Annotated in this window: 15 protein-coding genes and 2 tRNA genes; 10 read left to right on the top strand and 7 right to left on the bottom strand. The window is 50.8% G+C overall.

Annotation, left to right across the window (positions count from 1 at the left end; translation table 11 throughout):
* Positions 1-27 precede the first annotated feature (27 nt).
* The 3 genes from holA to Ga0123461_RS11185 are packed head-to-tail and all read left to right on the top strand — an operon-like array spanning position 28 to position 3148.
* The gene (gene holA, locus Ga0123461_RS11195; RefSeq protein WP_100278417.1) at positions 28-1017 is read left to right on the top strand and encodes a DNA polymerase III subunit delta; all 990 of its coding nucleotides are present in this window, start codon (positions 28-30) and stop codon (positions 1015-1017) included.
* Complete coding sequence (gene bioA, locus Ga0123461_RS11190) at positions 1014-2297, top strand: adenosylmethionine--8-amino-7-oxononanoate transaminase (RefSeq protein WP_100278416.1); 1284 nt, start codon at positions 1014-1016, stop codon at positions 2295-2297. Before holA ends, bioA begins: the two co-directional genes overlap by 4 nt.
* Positions 2298-2311: 14 nt before the next feature.
* The gene (locus tag Ga0123461_RS11185; protein ID WP_232710185.1) at positions 2312-3148 is read left to right on the top strand and encodes a radical SAM protein; all 837 of its coding nucleotides are present in this window, start codon (positions 2312-2314) and stop codon (positions 3146-3148) included.
* A gap of 8 nt (positions 3149-3156) precedes the next feature.
* On the opposite strand, the gene Ga0123461_RS11180 is transcribed toward Ga0123461_RS11185, so the two are convergent.
* Complete coding sequence (locus Ga0123461_RS11180) at positions 3157-3846, bottom strand: Crp/Fnr family transcriptional regulator (RefSeq protein WP_232710184.1); 690 nt, start codon at positions 3844-3846, stop codon at positions 3157-3159.
* Positions 3833-4165 (bottom strand): DUF190 domain-containing protein, encoded by a 333-nt coding sequence (locus tag Ga0123461_RS11175; RefSeq protein WP_100278414.1) that lies wholly within the window; start codon positions 4163-4165, stop codon positions 3833-3835. Before Ga0123461_RS11175 ends, Ga0123461_RS11180 begins: the two co-directional genes overlap by 14 nt.
* Positions 4166-4423: 258 nt before the next feature.
* Here Ga0123461_RS11175 and Ga0123461_RS11170 point away from each other — a divergent pair, with 258 nt between their 5' ends.
* Complete coding sequence (locus tag Ga0123461_RS11170) at positions 4424-5914, top strand: sensor domain-containing diguanylate cyclase (RefSeq protein WP_100278413.1); 1491 nt, start codon at positions 4424-4426, stop codon at positions 5912-5914.
* A 74-nt stretch (positions 5915-5988) separates the two neighbouring features.
* Positions 5989-7242: a diguanylate cyclase domain-containing protein gene (locus tag Ga0123461_RS11165; protein WP_232710182.1), complete on the top strand. Its 1254-nt coding sequence runs from the start codon at positions 5989-5991 to the stop codon at positions 7240-7242.
* A gap of 15 nt (positions 7243-7257) precedes the next feature.
* Here Ga0123461_RS11165 and Ga0123461_RS11160 read toward each other — a convergent pair whose 3' ends face one another.
* From Ga0123461_RS11160 to rnr, 3 genes are all read right to left on the bottom strand, one after another.
* Positions 7258-7437, bottom strand: a complete 180-nt coding sequence (locus Ga0123461_RS11160) for an N-carbamoyl-L-amino acid amidohydrolase (RefSeq protein ID WP_100278411.1) — start codon at positions 7435-7437, stop codon at positions 7258-7260.
* A gap of 181 nt (positions 7438-7618) precedes the next feature.
* Positions 7619-7705 (bottom strand) — tRNA-Leu (locus tag Ga0123461_RS11155).
* A 101-nt stretch (positions 7706-7806) separates the two neighbouring features.
* Complete coding sequence (gene rnr / locus Ga0123461_RS11150) at positions 7807-10023, bottom strand: ribonuclease R (protein ID WP_232710180.1); 2217 nt, start codon at positions 10021-10023, stop codon at positions 7807-7809.
* A 59-nt stretch (positions 10024-10082) separates the two neighbouring features.
* Here rnr and Ga0123461_RS11145 point away from each other — a divergent pair.
* The 4 genes from Ga0123461_RS11145 (at position 10083) to Ga0123461_RS11130 (ending at position 14121) form a co-directional block, all read left to right on the top strand.
* Positions 10083-10169 (top strand) — tRNA-Leu (locus tag Ga0123461_RS11145).
* Positions 10170-10432: 263 nt separating this feature from the next.
* Positions 10433-11332, top strand: coding sequence for a site-specific tyrosine recombinase XerD (locus Ga0123461_RS11140; RefSeq protein WP_100278410.1), 900 nt, complete (start codon positions 10433-10435; stop codon positions 11330-11332).
* 118 nt (positions 11333-11450) lie between these two features.
* Positions 11451-12623 (top strand): citrate synthase, encoded by a 1173-nt coding sequence (locus Ga0123461_RS11135; RefSeq protein ID WP_100278409.1) that lies wholly within the window; start codon positions 11451-11453, stop codon positions 12621-12623.
* Positions 12624-12660: 37 nt separating this feature from the next.
* Positions 12661-14121: an HD domain-containing phosphohydrolase gene (locus Ga0123461_RS11130; RefSeq protein ID WP_100278408.1), complete on the top strand. Its 1461-nt coding sequence runs from the start codon at positions 12661-12663 to the stop codon at positions 14119-14121.
* An 18-nt stretch (positions 14122-14139) separates the two neighbouring features.
* On the opposite strand, the gene Ga0123461_RS11125 is transcribed toward Ga0123461_RS11130, so the two are convergent.
* Complete coding sequence (locus Ga0123461_RS11125) at positions 14140-14751, bottom strand: bile acid:sodium symporter family protein (protein ID WP_232710178.1); 612 nt, start codon at positions 14749-14751, stop codon at positions 14140-14142.
* Between the two features lie 41 nt (positions 14752-14792).
* On the opposite strand from Ga0123461_RS11125, the gene Ga0123461_RS11120 reads away from it, so the two are divergent.
* Entirely contained in the window at positions 14793-16496 is a 1704-nt protein-coding gene (locus tag Ga0123461_RS11120) for a recombinase family protein (protein WP_100278407.1), read from the top strand.
* 201 nt (positions 16497-16697) lie between these two features.
* Here the strand turns inward: Ga0123461_RS11120 and Ga0123461_RS11115 are convergent, their stop codons facing one another.
* Positions 16698-17399: a hypothetical protein gene (locus Ga0123461_RS11115; protein ID WP_100278406.1), complete on the bottom strand. Its 702-nt coding sequence runs from the start codon at positions 17397-17399 to the stop codon at positions 16698-16700.
* Between the last annotated feature and the right edge of the window lie 350 nt (positions 17400-17749).

Genomic DNA, 17749 nt, shown 5'->3' with positions numbered 1-17749 from the left:
CTGGCTCTCTCCCCGAGGTAAATCGATATGCGATTGAACGCTTCCCGACTGTTGCCGGTGGAGTTCAGCTCCTACTATCTTCACGGAGAGGATGAGGATGCGATCTTTGAAGCGGCTGAAGCGCTGCTTGCTGAAGGGGCTGCCGATGCGCTGCGCATCCGTGTTGATATCAATGAGCTGGCAAGGGTGGAGCAGGAATCCCGCAATCAGGGGCTGTTCGGCCCATCAATCTGTTTTGCGCTGGTGCGTAATGCGCAATCAGCCAACCCCAAGCAGAGCGACCACCTTTTGAAGCTTGCAACCTCCGTTGCCGAGGGCAACCGGTTGATTGTATGTGCGCCGGGCATCGACTGGAAAAAAGCTCTGAATAAAAAGATGAAAGCCGAGCAGGTGATCGCCGAATGCGAATTCAGCAAACCCGATGAAGCTGCGTTTGCACGCTGGCTTGAGGGTGAGATCAGAAAGAGTGGCCTTAATGTGACACCTGATGCTGTGCTCTGGATGAGTGAGTGTCTCTGCGGCATGCGATTGGCAGCAAGGCAGATGATTGAGCGCCTTGGCTGGTATGATAACGGAGCCGGAAACGAGATTGGGCTTGATGTTGTTGCTGAACTGCTCGGAGAACGTGCGCCGGGAGCGCTGGAGGCGTGGTGCCATGCTGTGGCGATGCGCAATCCGGTTGCCCTGACGCTGGTGCGGCGGCTGCTGAAAGAGCAGCAGGCGGCTGAGGTGCAGATGATCTCCTGGCTGGGGACGCGTATGCAGCAGCTACTGATGTATCGCTGGTTTCAGTCGCAGAATGACCGCAATGCACTGCAGGCGGCCAAGGTGTTCGGCGATGCCCGCCGTAAAGTCGGTGATGAGTCACGGGCTTGGAAGGGCAGTGAGCTGGCACTTGCTGTGAAGCGGATTATCGAGGCGGAGAAGCTGGTCAAGGGTGCGACGATTGAAGATCGCCCTGTGGTGATTGAGCGGTTGACCCTCGACCTGATCGGAAGCGAGCGACTACAGGCATGAGTGGAGAAGAGAGCTGGTTGGCATTTGAACGCCGGCATGTCTGGCACCCCTATGCCTCGATGCAGAATCCTGCCCCCGTCTACCCGGTAAAGCGGGCAGAAGGTGTCGAGCTTGAATTTGAGGATGGGCGTCGCGTTATCGATGGCATGGCCTCGTGGTGGAGTGCAATCCATGGCTATAACGTGCCGGAGCTCAATGAGGCAATAGAGCGGCAGCTTAAAGATATGTCGCATGTAATGTTTGGCGGCCTGACCCACGGGCCCGCAGCTAATCTTGCCAGGCGATTGCTCGAGATTGCTCCGCAGAACATGAATCACCTCTTTTTTTCCGATTCCGGATCGGTATCGGTCGAGGTGGCGATGAAGATGGCTCTGCAATACTGGCAGGCCAGAGGGAGGCCTGAAAAACAGAGGCTGTTGACCATACGCTCCGGTTACCATGGTGACACCTTCGGCGCGATGAGTGTCTGCGACCCTGTATCCGGTATGCATCACCTGTTTGCCGGTGTGCTGGCCAAACAGCTCTTTGCAGATGCCCCGACGGCCAGAAGTGATGACCAATGGGATGATTCACAGATCGCCTCGCTCAAATCCAGAATAAAGACGCACCACCATGAATTGGCCGCCGTGATTCTTGAGCCGATTGTTCAGGGTGCGGGTGGCATGCGCATGTATGCGCCCGAGTTTCTGCGGCAGGTACGCGTTTTATGCGATGAATATGATCTGCTGCTGATTGTGGATGAGATCGCTACAGGCTTCGGACGTACCGGCACGATGTTTGCCTGTGAGCAGGCAGCCATCGAGCCCGATATCATGTGCATTGGCAAGGCTTTGACCGGCGGTTATATGAGTCTGGCTGCAACACTCTGCTCGGCTGAGGTGTGTGAAGGTATTCATGCTGATGGTTCCGGCGTACTGATGCATGGCCCGACCTTTATGGCTAACCCGCTGGCCTGTGCCGTGGCGCTGGCCAGTCTCGAGCTGCTGCTTGCATCGCCCTGGCAGCAGCGCGTTGCTGCTATCGAGGCCCAACTGGAGGAGGAGCTTTCTCCGTGCCGGAGCCTCTCATCGGTGGCCGATCTGCGTATTAAAGGGGCGATCGGCGTGATTGAGATGAAGAGCGCTGTTGATGTAACCCGGGTGCAGGAGCTGCTTATCGATCAGGGGGTGTGGTTGCGCCCGTTTGGAAAGCTGATCTATACGATGCCGCCCTATGTGATTTCACCAGGGCAGCTCAGTCGTGTTACGGCTGCGATGCGATCTGTCTGCGCAACTGCTTAACTGTGAACAATCAATTGAACACCAGTAACCATGACCGGGATGCAGCCGGTATGACCTATGTTTACCCAGTGGTCTCGCGCCGGGCAGGCGGCGTCTCGGTTGGCATCAACCTGAATCCTAACAATGCCTGCAACTGGCGCTGCGCCTACTGTCAGGTGCCGGACTTGAAGCGCGGTGTGGCTCCAGAGATTGATCTGGCGCTGCTGCGGTCTGAACTGCAGACGTTGCTGGATGATATTCTCAACGGTGATTTTATGGCATCCCGCGTGCCGGAAGAGAGCCGCAACCTTTGTGATATTGCGATTTCCGGCAATGGCGAGCCGACCAGCTGCAGGGCATTTGACCGTGTGATCGAAGTTGTTGTCGATGTCATGCAGGCTTTCCAACTCAGCATTCCACTGCGCTTGATCAGTAACGGATCCTATGTGCACAAGCAGCATGTTCAGCACGGCCTAAAGCTGATGGCTGAGTTCCATGGCGAGGTGTGGATCAAGGTCGATGCCGTCAGTGAGGGGAGTATCCTGCGTATCAATGGCGTAAAGCTTGATGCTGTGCGGCTGCGTTCACAGGTGGAGGCAGTAGCCGCACTCTGTCCGAGCTGGATTCAGACATGCCTGATGGCATGGGATGATCAGCCGCCTTCTGAAGTGGAAATAAACAGCTATATTGATTTCATTTCTGGGCTTAAGAGGGATGGAGTGGATGTTCGCGGTGTGCTGCTTTACGGTCTGGCGCGCCCTTCACAGCAGGAGGCGGCGGTACATCTGAAACCACTGGATGCTAACTGGATGAAGCGGATGGCTGGAAGAATTGAATCGAAGAGTGGTTTACAGGTGCGGCTCTCCCTGTAGTCGGAGGCCTAAAAATCGTCCAGTCGATCCTCAAGCGCGTCAACGTCCACACGCATTTTTCCGCGAGCATCACCCTGAACCAGAATACCATCCTTCTTTAGCTGACTGATGGCACGGGAAATGGTTTCACGGCTGGTGGAGAGTTGATCGGCAAGCAGCTGATGCGTGGGCAGGAGGGTTGAATAGAGGCCGTCATTATCCTGCTGGCTGAAGCGCTGGCAGTGATCAACCAGATAAGCGTAGAGGCGGTGCGGCACATCCATACTGCTGATGCGCTCAAGAACCCGGCTGGTGCGACGAAGACGTGATGCGGTTTCACTGAGGATTTTCAGGGTGATTGCCGGCTGTTCCAGCAGAAGTGGCACCAGATCGCGCCTGCGGATATGGGCAAGCTTGGAGTCAATCATGGTCGTGACCGTGGCAGAACGCGGCTCTGCATCCAGCAGGGAGAGCTCTCCGAAGAAGGAGCCGACACCGAGCAGGGCCAGAACCACCTCACGGCCATCAGCTGAGTAGGTGGATACCTTGACCTCACCATTTAGTATTACATACATCGAATCGCCAAGATCAAACTCCTGGAAGACGATGTTTTTCTTCGGGATATCGAGGCTGTTTGCGAGTGAGGCGATTGCCTTCAGTTCATTCCCATCAAGCTCGGAAAAGAGCGGTACCTTTTTTAGCATATCAATCATTTCCATCATCATCTCCATAGCGCATCAGTGATACCGGCCAGGTTGCGACCAGACACTGTCCTAGGTGTGGCTTCATCTGTTCAAGTGCCTGGCTGATCCGTTCAGTAGTATCAATGGCTTCAACAAGAATAGGGAGGTCACTGGATAGTGAGAGAAACGAGACCGAGTGAACGCCATGTTCGCCCATGCCCTCAATGCCGCGCAGTACTGAAACGCCGCAAAGCCCTGACTGCTTGCACAGCTCTAGGATGGCTACCGTAGCCGGCTTACCGTCAATTCTGGACGATTCAGTTAGATAGATACGTAGGCACAGGCCTTCAGTCACGTGATTGCCTCCTCTTCCGCGAAGTAGTCTGTAGGATGTTCTTTCGGCTTACAAGAGGGAGGTCAGTGGGTATCTTTACCACTGCCTCAGTAGCTGGCTATTGCATGGGGGTGATTGAGTCTGTGTCCCTATCAATACCTGCTGGACTGAAGAGAGGAGCTTAGCCTCTTTTCTATTTCATGTGATTTTTATCACTTGATATGTCTGAAAGAACCATAAGTATAAACGTTGTAATGGAATAAGAAGAGGAGAAACTGGTTGGTCGATAGGTGGACGAAGAGATACAGCATCGGAGACAAGCGGCTAAATTATCAGTTCCGTGTTTTTTCCTTGTTGCTTCTGCTTACCCCAACCGCGGTCTTTCTCTATATATTAAGCAGCCTCTCCTCTTTTACCGAGCTTCTGCAAGCTAAATACATTGTTCCGTATCTCTTCTCGTTTATTGTTATTCTGGGTGTCCTGGCCCTGATGCAAAGTGTCTTTTCGCATCTATCCACCCTTTCATCAGCGATGATGAAAGGGTCAGAGCATCTGTCGGAAGAGTTGAAAGAGATTCAGGGCGTTTATGAGCTACGCGGCATTGCGGACAGCTTTGGAACATTGCTGGAGAAATATCAGAAAAATGGCAACGACCTGCAGCGCAGGGCGCTTGAGCTGCTGCTTATCAAGGAGCTTGCTGAGGAGGCGAGCTCCAACCTGGATATGAATGTGCTGCTCAACGTGCTGCTTGATAAAGCCATGCAGATCAATAAAGCCAGGATAGGCTCCGTTTTTCTCCTTCAAGAGGACGGTGAAAACTTTTATATTGTTGGCTCCAGAGGCGTCGGCAATGACACCATTGCCGGAGCGACGATCTCGATAAAGGACTCTGTGGCCCGCCATGTCATAGAGGCTGAAACAGAACCGCTGCTGGTCAATGATATCGAAACAGACATGCGCATCAGGAAAAAGAATAATCCGAGATATGGTTCCCCATCATTTTTGTCGCTGCCTGTACGTGCCGGCGAAAAATTGATCGCCGTCCTCAATCTGGCTGACAAGGAAAACGGTGAACACTTTCAGCAGGTGGATGTCGACCTGGCCACCATCCTGATTCAGGAGGTTGGCTTTGCGCTTGAGAATGCGCGCATCCATTCCGAAATCAAAGGCCATGCCGAACGCCTTGAGCAGCAAGCCGTTGTGCTGAGGGAAGAAATTCGCCGTCGAAAGCTTGCTGAAAAAGAGCTTGAGCACCTTGCCCACAGAGACACGCTTACCGGCCTTTCCAATCGTTATATGTTTATTGACCGGCTGGAAGTGGCTGTTGCCCAGGCGCAGCGACACAATACAAAGCTTGCCGTCATGTTTGTTGACCTGGATCGCTTCAAAAACATTAATGATACTCAGGGCCATGCGGCCGGCGATGAAGTGCTGCGCGAAGTTGCAAGGCGCATGAGGGGCTGTTTACGGGAGATTGACCTGGTTGCCCGTTACGGGGGGGATGAATTTACCATCACCCTGATGGATGTAGTTGATGCCGAAGGTATTGAGCTTGTTGCCAACAAGATCATGGACGAATTGCAGCAGCCTATCGAATTAAATGGAGCTGAATATAGTGTTGGCTGTAGCATTGGGATCAGTATTTACCCTGATGATTCAGATGACTTTGAAGGTTTGATCCAGCATGCGGACGCTGCCATGTATGTTTCCAAGCAGACAAAAGAGAGTTGTTTCCATTACTACACGCCGGCCATGACTGAATCTGCCTGAGCCGCGAGACTTGACGAAACTGGAAAGACTCCTACTTTAGGTGCCCGCTATTTGATCTGGGAGGGTACATGGGGATGAAAAGTTCTGAATCGCAACCGGTCTTAATTATTGGTGGTGGCCGTGGTGGCCTGGCATTTGTTGAGCTGCTTAAGAACGAAGAGCTGTTCCATGTCGTTGGTGTCGTGGATTCAAATCCTGACGCTCCGGCTTTAAGGTGGGCCGAAACATTAAATATCCCCGTTTTTTCTGATCCCGAATATGCTTTAAACACCTGCAAGCCATGTACGGCATTCAACTTGACGCATGATGAAGCTGTTTCGGAGCTGGCTGCAGGCATCATTGGCCCAAGTAGCATCATCGGCGGTTTTGAAGCGCACTTGATATGGAAAATGATCGATCAGGTGAACGATGCGCGTGATGCGCTTCAAAAAAGTCAGGTGCTGACGGAGTCCATTGTCAAGCATGCGATGGAAGGGATTATTCTTATCGATACACAGGGGATAATCAAAACATTCAATCCGGCTGCGGAGACGATTTTTGGTTTCACGCATGCAGAGGTTGTTGAGAAAAATATCAGCATGCTGATGCCCGAGCCGGATAGGGGTGCGCATGATGGTTATATGCAGCGCTATATGAGTAGCAAAGTGGCCCGTGTTGTTGGCATTGAAAGGGAAGTCACGGCCATGCACAAGAGCGGACGCACCTTTCCCATCTCCCTTTCTGTGAATGATATGATTGCCGGAGAGGAACATTTCTTCGTTGGCATTGTGAGTGATATCTCCGAGCGCAAAAAGAACGAAGCGGCGATCCAGAAGCTGGCTCATTTCGATGTTGTGACGGGGTTGCCGAACAGGACACTCTTTTTCGATCGCGTTAAAAATGCCCTGGCCCATGCCAAAAGGCGCGACAACAGGCTGGCAGTGCTGTTTCTTGATCTGGATGGCTTTAAAGGGGTTAATGATACGCTTGGCCATGTTGCCGGGGATATCCTGCTTAAAGAGGTGGGTGTCCGGTTGCTGGAAGCTGTGCGCGAAGGCGATACTGTCGCCCGTTTTGGTGGTGATGAATATGCCTTGGTTCTCTGTGATGTGAAAAACCAGGACAATGTAGCCGTGATTGCCAATAAGATCATCGCATCGCTTTCGCTGCCGTTCACGCTCAATGGTGAGCAATGCAACATCGGAGGAAGCATTGGCGTTTCAATGTTCCCTGATGACCATACGGATATGGAGCCTCTTATCAATCAGGCGGATACCGCGATGTATTCAGCTAAAAAAGGCGGTAAAAACCACTTCCGCTTTTATGATAAGAGCATGGAACCCTATTAGGCCAGAGAGCGGGCTTTACGCTCTGTATTTATAGGTGGCGAATGCGTTGCTGTGTTCATACACGCCTATCACAATCTCAGTTAATACTTCATCGACATCATCGGAGTTGCGCAGGTCGTCTTCCAATACGCTGACCATCTCTTCGCTGCTGATGACCTCTTCTTCAAGGGTCTTTTTATCTGTTTTGATGAACATCTGGCGCTCCTTTGCAGGGATCAGGAATAATGGGTGCTGGATAGGATGTCGGGGGAGGCAAGATAGAGATGATTAATCATCTCTGCCTAACGCATCAATGCTGGAGTCTGGTGAAGATAGAGGCGATGAATCGCCTCTTCCTAACGAGCACTTTTAGAATTATTAATTCTAAAGTGCTTACTGGTACCGGGAACGGGAGTCGAACCCGTACAGTATTTCTACCGAGGGATTTTAAGTCCCTTGTGTCTACCAGTTCCACCATCCCGGCATTGGAATCAAGCGGCAGGAATCCTGCCTAAGAATGACGATTGCGCAACAGCAGGATTCGCATATGAGCCCTCTAATTTACAGGGCTCATATGCATTGCTGTTATGCCAGGCGTACGTTGATCACGCCGCGTACCGGATCGACGGTATCAATCACCACTTCAAGCTGATCACCAAGGTGGTAGGAAGCGCCACCGCGACGGGCAACAAGACGGTGGCCTGTCTCATCAAGCACAAATGATCCCGGAAGATCATCCACAGAGAGTCCGCCTTCGGCCATGGTTGGCTCCAGTTCGAAAAAAATGCGTCGTGAAGTCAGCCCGGCAATACGGGCCGGCATGGTTTTACCTTCATCCTTCTTATGGAACAGTGCTGCCAGCATCGCCCGCGTATCCCACTCGGCACGCTGCTGAATGCGCTCCTGTATCGATGTGTGCTCACCGATGGCAACCAGCGTATTCTTGTGCTGCACCTTGTTAGGATCAATGCCACGAATCAGTGCTTTAAGGCGGCGATGCACAATCAGGTCTGCATAGCGGCGGATTGGGCTGGTGAAGTGGGTGTAGGATTTGTAAGCCAGGCCGAAGTGGCCCACATTGTTCGGTGTATACTCGGCCCGCTGCAGTGAGCGCAGCACAAGGCGGTGAAGTACATGTGCGAAGGGTTTTCCTTCGGACTGTTCCAGTACCCGCTGCACGCTTCCCGGGCGGACATTGGCATCTTCTGCCTTGACCTTGGGCAGATTAACGAACATGCCGAATGGATCGAGGAACTCATTGAGTGTTTCGATAGCCTGACGCTCAGGTGGCGCATGCACGCGGTAGAGCAGGTCGCAGTTGTGCGCCTCCATATATTCGGCAATGGCGGTATTGGCGGCCAGCATCATCTCCTCGATCAGGCGATGGGCGATATTGCGAGGTGTTTCCCGCAAATCTGTAACCACGTCATTTTCAAGTGTGGCGCGTACCTCAGGCATGTCGAGATCGAGCGCGCCGCGCTGGGCCCGTTTCTTCTCCAGCTTGTGAAACAGTCGTGCCGCATCATCGAGCATATTGCGGGCGATCTCACATTCGATAGCTGCTTCATCCTTATCTTCGAGCCACCGGGCGGCCTGAGTGTAGGTGAGACGGGCCTGGGAGTGTATTACCGATTCATACACATGCGTGGAACGGCGTGTGCCGTTGGCATCAAAGCGCATGCGTGCCGTCATCGCCAGGCGGGCAACATTCGGGTTGAGCGAACAGAGGCCGTTGGAGAGCTTCTCCGGTAGCATCGGAATAACGCGATCGGGGAAGTAGAAGGAGTTGCCGCGCGCAAGTGCCTCCACATCAAGTGGAGAGTTAGGCAGTACATATTGGGCCACATCTGCAATCGCAACCCATGCCTCGAACCCTTCACCACGTGGCAATACACAGATGGCATCATCAAAATCGCGGGCATCTTCGCCATCAATAGTGACAAACGGAAGCTTCCTGAGGTCTTTTCGGCCTTTGATACCTTCTTTGCTGACACTATCGGAGAACTTATCTGCCGCAGCCGTAACTTCAGCCGGGAATGTTTCTGAAAGCTGCTGTTCAGCGACAATCAGATCGATCAGGGCAGAAGGTGCGAGGTTGTTACCCAGTATTTCCAGCACCCTGCCGGTCAGGTGGCCGGGACCGCGGGTGATCTCGATGCGAACCCAGTCACCATCGCGTGCGCCATTGGCGTCACCGCGTTTGATCAGAATGGTCTGCGGCATTTTGCGGGAGCGGGGTTGTACTATGCCAACACCACCCTTGATCACAAACTGGCCGGCCAGTGTGGTCGGCGCATGTTCGATAATACGAACCAGTTCTGCCGATTCACGACCTCGACTGAATACGGTGCGGACTTCGACTGTGTCGCCATGCATCAGCTCGCGCATCTCTTCGCGCGGCAGGAACAGCCCCTTCTCAAGTCCTGCGACATCTACAAAGCCGAAGCCATCCGGGTGAGCGGATACCTTGCCTGTGTAGGTCTTCGAATCTTTGTGTGAGGGTTTGGAGCGGGCGCTGCCTTTTCCTGCGGGTCGTTCATCACGGCGTTTGTTGTGCGGCGAACGCTTATTACTACGGGTCTCATCGCCACTACTGGGTTTGCCGTACGGTGAAGGTTTACTGGTAGGCTTCTTTGAACCGCTGCGGGCAGGGCGTCTGTCGCCTCTGCTCTCTTCACTACTGTTGCGCGAAGGGCGTTTGTTGTCGCTGCCCTTTGCACTGCTGCGCTCATCGTTACTGCGCTTGGCAGGTGTACCCGGCCATTTAAAACTTTCCAGCGAACTGTTTTTCTTTCTTGACACTATGTTGCTCCATCCTATGATTGCGCGCCTCTCGCAGCTGTGCTGCAAGAGGGCTTTAAGCCGAGGTGGCGGAATTGGTAGACGCGCTAGCTTCAGGTGCTAGTTTCCTTATGGAAGTGCTGGTTCGATTCCAGTCCTCGGTACCAACAAGCTGATTTGAATATTGATAATATTCAAATCAGCGCGTTAGGTCTTCTCTCAATATATGAGAAAGAACCTGACAGATAATAGAAAAGGCCCGTTGCGTTAGCAATGGGCCTTTTTTCATTTCCACCGTTCGACCCGCGGAGGCTAACAGAAGTTAGCCGTCTCTGCGATGACTCCCTGTATGATGCGAATAGATGATGGGCCACCAGCTATTGCCACTGTCTGAATCGCCAATCGACCTCTCACTCTTTAGGGTATGCACATGTCCGATGCGCAACTGAAGAATGAAGAGAAGATTACCGGCCTGCTGCAGCGACTGGCGATGCTGCGTGGCTGGTCTCCGAAAACGACTGAGTCCTACCGCTCCGACCTGTTGCATGCCGAGCTCTTTTTTCAGACTGCAAAAAGCTCACTGACCGATGCTGATCAGCAGGAGGTCCTGCACTACCTTGCATCCCTGCGCCAAAACGGGCTGAAGGAGAGCACCATTCAGCGCCGTCGCAGTGCGCTTTCCACCTGGTATGCCTACCTGCAGGACCAGGGGCTGAGGGAAGATCATCCGGCTCGCCATCTGCCTAAGGTGCGTAAAAGCCGACCTTTGCCGAAGCTGATCAGCGAGCAAAGTGTGGAGGCGCTGATCAATGCGCCGGACACAGACACACCTACAGGTCTGCGTGATCGCACCATGCTGGAGATACTCTATGCCACGGGACTGCGGGTCAGTGAGCTGGTGGCGTTGCGCCTCTCTCAGGTCGATCTGGCTGGAGGGCTGGTGCGGGTCATCGGCAAGGGAGATAAGGAGCGGTTGGTGCCATTCGGCGCCGAGGCAGCCAGCTGGCTGCAGGCATGGCTGGCAGTTCGCCCCAGAGAGAGCTCTGGTCCCTATCTGTTCGCCGGGCGTGGCGGCAAGGCGATGACACGCCAGAATTTCTGGCTTCGCCTGAAATTGTATGCAGCTCAGGCGGGGATAGCACCGTTGCCGTCACCGCACACCATACGCCATGCATTTGCCACCCACCTGCTTAATCACGGGGCTGATCTGCGTGCGGTGCAGATGCTGCTGGGGCATGCCAATGTGACGACAACAGAGATCTACACCCATGTGACACGCGCCCGTTTGCATGATGTGGTCAATCACAGTCACCCTCTGGGTCGCGGCTGAAGCCGCGCAAGAAAATGAGGGCGAGAAATTATCTGTTCATTTTGTTATCTTTCTGACTCTTTATTCGCCGGAGAAAAATTTATCCGGATTTATTTGCATCGTTGGAGTGATTTGAGTGATGGTAGACAGTCAGAACGCAGAAGATTCAATCGCATGTTTTTCGCCAGGTCTTGCAGGCATTCCAGTGGCCGAGTCAGCCGTTTCATACGTGGATGGGAAGAAAGGTTATCTTGAGTATCGCGGTATCGATATTGAGCAGCTGGCTGAAAAATCCTCCTTTGAAGAGAGCTCCTATCTGCTGCTCTACGGCGAGCTTCCGACCGCTAAAGAGCTGAAGGCATTTGATGAAAAACTGAAACATCATCGGCGTATTAAATTCCGTATCCGCGATATGATGAAATGTTTCCCCGAGTCGGCGCACCCGATGGATAGCCTGCAGGCGACCGTGGCGGCTCTGGGTATGTTCTATCCGTTCCCGACAAACCTTGAGGGTGAGTTGGACAAAGAGACTATCGATAGTGTCTGCGTCAACCTGATCTCCAAGATGCCTACGCTGGTGGCTGCCCATGCTCGTATGCGTCACGGTGATGATCCGATTGCGCCACGTGACGACCTTTCACATGCAGCTAACTTTTATTACATGCTAACAGGTGATGAGCCCTACCCGCTGACAGAACGCATTCTTGATGTGGCCTTTATTGTGCATGCTGAACATGAGATGAATGCCAGTACCTTTTCCGCGCTGGTAACCGCCTCCACCCATGCCGACCCCTACACCTCAATCAGTGCCGCTATCGGTGCTCTCTCCGGCCCTCTGCATGGTGGCGCCAATGAAGATGTGCTGCATATGCTTGATGAGATCGGTTCGGTCGACAATGTTGAGGACTACTTTAACAGGAAGCTGGCCAAGCGAGAGAAATTTGCGGGGCTGGGCCACCGGGTTTATAAAACCAAGGATCCCCGTGCCACATTGCTGCAGAAACTCTATGTTGAACTAACCGAGAAGGTCGGTGTCGATACTACCTACGAGATAGCCCGTCAGATTGAGAAGCTCTCCAGAAGTACATTGGGGGCGAAGGGTGTCTGCCCGAATGTCGACTTCTATTCCGGCATTGTCTATCGCAAGATGGGCATCCCGACCGACCTGTTTACCCCGATCTTTGCGATTGCCCGTGTCTCCGGCTGGCTGGCTCACTGGAAGGAGCAGCTTGGCCAAGGACGTATCTATCGTCCATCCCAGATCTATACCGGTAAATATGGCCAGTCCTACGTTCCGGTCGAGGAACGTTAGGGTGGCTGAAGTCCCTTTTAGCACCTATAATTAGATCATGTCCCGTATTCTGGTTGTCGATGATAATGTCGAATGGCTCAACTCTCTGGTAGATGTGTTTACCGAAGAGGGTTATGAGGCTGATGCAGCGAAAAATGGCTTCGAGGCGCTGGAGGCTGCGCAGAAGAATACCCCTGATATAATCTTCACCGACCTTCTGATGCCCGAGATGGATGGTTTTACACTTTGCAATAAGCTGCGATCCAATCCTAAGCTGCAGCATGTTCCGGTGATTTTCTGCAGCGGCTACTTCCATGAAAAGGACCAGAAGAGGCTCGAGGATGCGCTGGAGGTTGCCCGCTTTATTCGCAAGCCGGTCGGTTTTGATGAGGTTCTGGAGCTTGTCAGTTCAGTTCTGGGGGAGGAGATGCCGAAGGGGGCTGCTGCACCTGTTCGGTCTGCTGAAGAAGAGCCACACCCCGATCTGCAGGGGATCTATAACACGACGATGCTGGAGAAACTCACCGGCATGGTCGATATGCTGCATGAGGAGCGCCAGACCTTTAAGGATCTTCTGCTGCGCTTCAACTCCCTGACCGACTCGGCAACCGATGCTATTATCATTGCCAATGCGAAGGATGAGGTCTGTTACTGGAACCGGGCAGCAGAATCCTGTTTTCAATACAGCCAGGATGAGGTGCTCAAAAAATCTATTTCGATCATCTTGCCGGAACATATGCAGCTGATTGACGAGAGGGGGCTGCTGGGCTTTTTTGAGTCTGATGCGGCAAAGGTGATGGGGCAATATGTGGAGTTGGGGCTTCGGCGTAAAGATGGCTCGCTGTTTCCTGCAGAGCTCTCCCACTCAAGCTGGAAGGAGAAGGATGAGGTCTTTCACAGCATCATCATCCGTGATGTCACTCAGCGCAAGGGGCTGGAGAATCAGCTGCGCAAGAACCTTGAAAGCTTTATCGGGGCGGTTGCAAAGTTTGTGGAGGCACGTGATCCCTACACAGCCGGTCATCAGCGCCGGGTTTCAAAGCTTGCGGTTGCGATTGCGGAGAAGCTCGATTTAGAGCAGGCGACGATTGATGGCGTCCATTTCGGAGCGATGATTCATGATATCGGCAAGATATCCGTGCCTGCGGAGATTCTTTCCAAGCCATCAAGGCTGACAGCTGCCGAGTATGAGATCATCAAGGCCCACTCCTCACTCGGATTCGATATTCTCAAGGAGATCGACTTCCCATGGCCGATAGCCGAGATGGTGCACCAGCATCATGAACGACTCGATGGCACTGGTTATCCGAATGGGCTTGTCGGCGATGATATTCTGATTGAGGCGAAGATTATTGCTGTGGCTGATGTGGTGGAGGCGATCACCTCGCACCGTCCTTACCGTCCTGCACTGGGGCTCGAAGAGGCACAGACCGAGATCAGGGAGGGGCGGGGCAAGCGCTACGATCCGGCTATTGTCGATGCCTGCCTTGAGGTTACACCTGACTTCGATTTCACATAAATAACAGCGCTTCTGAATTCAGATGGCAGCGGGTATCTCTGCTCTGCTTCTGTGCAACCAGCGTGTCATGCCGGCTGCGGTAACAATGCACCAGACGGCGAAAAGTGCGCCGGGAAGCGCAGTCTCGGCCTCAAAGTGTTTTAGTGCCAGAGCGACACCCAGTCCTGCATTCTGCATGCCGATCTCGATGCTGAGCGTGATGCGGTAGCTGCGTTCAAAGCGAAACAGCCTGGCGGCCAGCCAGCCGAGAAGGTAACCGAGCCCATTCAGAAGTATTACCAGCAACACTACGATAACAGGCGTGTCGCTGATGCGATCGTGGTTGCCTGCCACGGCATATCCACAGATGATAATAATGGCGATCGATGCAATGCCCGGGGCGATGGCCTCAGCCTGTTTGATTCTGCTGCCCAGTTGTGTGCGCAGCATCATGCCCAGCGCCAGTGGCAGCACGACAGTGAGCAGGATGGTCTGCATCATCGGCCAGAACGGGATCTCCATGTAGGCGCTGCCAAGCAGTTCGACGAGTGTCGGTGTGAGCAGTGGTGATAGCGTGGTGGCGACCATGGTCATGGCAATGGAGAAGGCGACGGCACCGCCGGCAAGGTAGGTGATAACATTCCCATACATTGGTAAGCTTGTTAAGCTTTCACACTTGTCGGGAGTTGTTAATGAAGAAAGCATATTCATATATACGGTTTTCAAGTGCCGTTCAGCTTAAAGGTGATTCACTTAGAAGACAGCTAGAAGCCTCCAGAGCATACGCCAAGCAGCATAATCTTGAGCTTGATGAGAGTTTACAAGATATTGGAGTTTCCGCCTACACCGGAGAAAATGCTACAGAAGGCGCATTAAAGAAATTCATTGAACTTGTTAAATCCAAGCAGGTTGAAAAAGGTTCAATCTTAATCATTGAAAGCCTAGACCGATTATCGAGGCAGGCTGTTTTAAAGACGCTCTCGTTATTTACAGACATTCTTTCTAGCGGTGTTGAAATTGTCACCCTGACTGATGGTCAACACTATACTGATAAAAGTATTAACGACATTGGGCAACTGATGTTCAGCCTGATGACAATGAGTCGTTCACACCAAGAATCAGAGATAAAATCAATCCGTGGTAAAGCTGCTTGGGATAATAAAAGAAAGTTGGCACTTGAGCAGAAAAAACCAATGACAAGAAAGTGTCCCAATTGGTTAATTGTTAACGATGAGATGTCAGGGTTTATTCTCATAGAAGAAAGAGCCGAGATAATTAAAAAGATATTTGAGCTAAGTATCGATGGCATAGGACAAAGAAAAATTGCCAAGACTTTTAATGAAGACGGCATACAACCTTTTACATCTGGAAATATATGGCACGCGACATACATCAGAGATTTAATTAAGAACAGAGCGCTATTAGGTGAGTACCAGCCAAAGCATAAAGGTGAACCAATTGGGAAACCAATTCAGGACTACTACCCTAGGGTGATGGATGAGGGGACATTTTATAGGGCACAGGCTGAAACAAAAAAAAGGTTAAGTGGAAGTTCAGGCAGAAAGGGGAAGACTTTCTCGAATTTGTTCACAGGCATGTGCAAATGCACCAACTGTGGTGACACTTATCGTTATATAAGCTCCCTGTGGACTCCCCAATTAATGTGCAACAAAAATTATATGGGAGCAGATTGTAATAATGCTACTAGATATGATTACAAGACGTTTGAAATTGCAGCTCTCGTAGAACTTAGTAAGAAATCAAATTGGTTTGAACCTCTCAGTGATAATAAAGATAAGACAAAAATTGAGGGCACTATTGCAGCTTGTGAAGCCAAGCTAAGCGAAATCAACCAATCAGTTAGCAGGTATGCAGAGCTATTTACCTCGGTAGATAATGACTTATTACCAGACGCTAAAGAAAGGTATGTGAAAGCACTCAAGCAACAGAAATCAACCAATGAAGAAATTGAGTCTCTTAAAACACGTCTTGGAAATTTTGGGGCAAAGGAAGAGGCGATAAGGAATATATCTGAATCCTTCAGAAAGCTAAGAGATTATGAAGGTCAGCAGTTATATTTAATTCGTACAAAGATTAACAAATGGGCTAGAGATAATGATTTGAGATTTACGTTTGGATGCGACGACATCAAAATGATTATTGGCGACCAAGAATTTAGCTTAGTACGCAAAGAGTCTGAGGGCTTATCAAGAACCATCATGACCAACATATTCGAAGGAATCAGTAGCCAGCGGTTTAGCAGCGAGGAAGAAAGCGCTGCTCGATTGGAGAAAGTGAAGGCGCGAGCTCTAGCTATGAAGGAGAGAGGTGAGGGTTTAGACCTTTGGTTTAATCCTGAAGAGGATGATGAAAATGAATGGAAGCATTGGACTTGAGTGGAAACGTCCTATGGGACTTATTCTTGGCTTGATATAAGTCCTTTTCGCACAGTGTGCTCAATGGAATTCAACTTTGCAGTTGAGCTCCCACACATCCAATGTACAGTTGTTCTGAGGTTAACTACTTACGGCGAATCGGTGTCTGAGTTGGAAAGCGAATTGGCTAAATCGGTAGAGATTTATTTTGCACATTTCAACCTAGGTTATTTTTTGAAACTCCTCATCACTTTCACAAGCTTCTTCGAGCTTCTTTAAAGAAGCGTTCCACAATTCCCTGTTATTAGTTTCGTTTAAAAATTTCCAATATTCAATCCTACCTTCGGGAGTCTCTAAAAGTTTCGAGCAATCTATAGGCCGATTGAATGCATCCATAAAACATTTATCGAGAGCGATTTTAATTGCTTCAGTAACAAGTTTTTTAGCACTGTCTTGTGTTCTGAAAATATCTGAATCACTCCAAAATGGAGTAATAGTTAGTTCCTCTCTGTAATCATCTAAATCAATTTCAAAAGTCACTGGGCATTGTTCAATCACACCAAATACCGCTATGCGATTTCTTCCATCCAACCCTTCGTAGGCATGAAACAAAATATCGGCTAATTCTTCCGATGTAGGAATTTCTTCTGCTACAAACCCTTCTAAATTCTTTAGCCTATTTTCTCCAATAACTTTTGCCCCATGAGGTTTTAGTTTCTCCCGAAGTGCATCCACTTCTCTTTCTAAAGCTCTTTTTTCATTCTTAAGATTTATTGTTTGCTCAAGCCGAAGCGCGCCCTCATTTACATAAAGTTGGGCTATTTTAGTTTTACTCTTTTCAGCTTCTTCTAACTTTTTTTCTAAAGCTGCAAACTCTTTTTTGTCTCTTAGTCGATTTCTCTTTTCAATAGCACTTTCTTTCATTCTCAAAACCTCTTAAAGATATACTGGATGCTGACTCTAAACAGGTAGGCCTCTTGTTTCAGGACAGCAAAGAAACAGAATCTGAACGAATTCAATTGAATCATCCATAGCTTTTACTATTTGGTCGAAGCTTTCTGATTTCCTCTCTGAGAATTTATGAGTTCTTCAACTTACTGGATGCCTTCTATATCCAACCAGTTCGAGAAACTGGACCCGAATGCTTTTATATTATGTGCACGTATAATGAATGCTGAAACACCCCTCGCACCAAGGTTGTGTCATATAAATCATTAAATAGCCAAAAAAGTAGCTCCCCATCGGATGCTTTGCGTGAACATACTGCAATACAT

The sequence above is a fragment of the Mariprofundus aestuarium genome (assembly GCF_002795805.1).
GTDB classification, from domain to species: domain Bacteria; phylum Pseudomonadota; class Zetaproteobacteria; order Mariprofundales; family Mariprofundaceae; genus Mariprofundus; species Mariprofundus aestuarium.
This window is presented reverse-complemented; position numbering and strand designations above follow the sequence as displayed.

What these genes read in the sequence shown, in the direction of transcription:
- Ga0123461_RS11180 (WP_232710184.1), bottom strand. Translation starts at nt 3,846, where the DNA reads ATGGAAATGATTGATATGCTAAAAAAGGTACCGCTCTTTTCCGAGCTT.
- Ga0123461_RS11165 (WP_232710182.1), top strand. Translation starts at nt 5,989, where the DNA reads ATGAAAAGTTCTGAATCGCAACCGGTCTTAATTATTGGTGGTGGCCGT.
- Ga0123461_RS11130 (WP_100278408.1), top strand. Translation starts at nt 12,661, where the DNA reads ATGTCCCGTATTCTGGTTGTCGATGATAATGTCGAATGGCTCAACTCT.
- Ga0123461_RS11160 (WP_100278411.1), bottom strand. Translation starts at nt 7,437, where the DNA reads ATGTTCATCAAAACAGATAAAAAGACCCTTGAAGAAGAGGTCATCAGC.
- holA (WP_100278417.1), top strand. Translation starts at nt 28, where the DNA reads ATGCGATTGAACGCTTCCCGACTGTTGCCGGTGGAGTTCAGCTCCTAC.
- bioA (WP_100278416.1), top strand. Translation starts at nt 1,014, where the DNA reads ATGAGTGGAGAAGAGAGCTGGTTGGCATTTGAACGCCGGCATGTCTGG.
- Ga0123461_RS11115 (WP_100278406.1), bottom strand. Translation starts at nt 17,399, where the DNA reads ATGAAAGAAAGTGCTATTGAAAAGAGAAATCGACTAAGAGACAAAAAA.
- Ga0123461_RS11135 (WP_100278409.1), top strand. Translation starts at nt 11,451, where the DNA reads ATGGTAGACAGTCAGAACGCAGAAGATTCAATCGCATGTTTTTCGCCA.
- Ga0123461_RS11125 (WP_232710178.1), bottom strand. Translation starts at nt 14,751, where the DNA reads ATGTATGGGAATGTTATCACCTACCTTGCCGGCGGTGCCGTCGCCTTC.
- Ga0123461_RS11120 (WP_100278407.1), top strand. Translation starts at nt 14,793, where the DNA reads ATGAAGAAAGCATATTCATATATACGGTTTTCAAGTGCCGTTCAGCTT.
- Ga0123461_RS11140 (WP_100278410.1), top strand. Translation starts at nt 10,433, where the DNA reads ATGTCCGATGCGCAACTGAAGAATGAAGAGAAGATTACCGGCCTGCTG.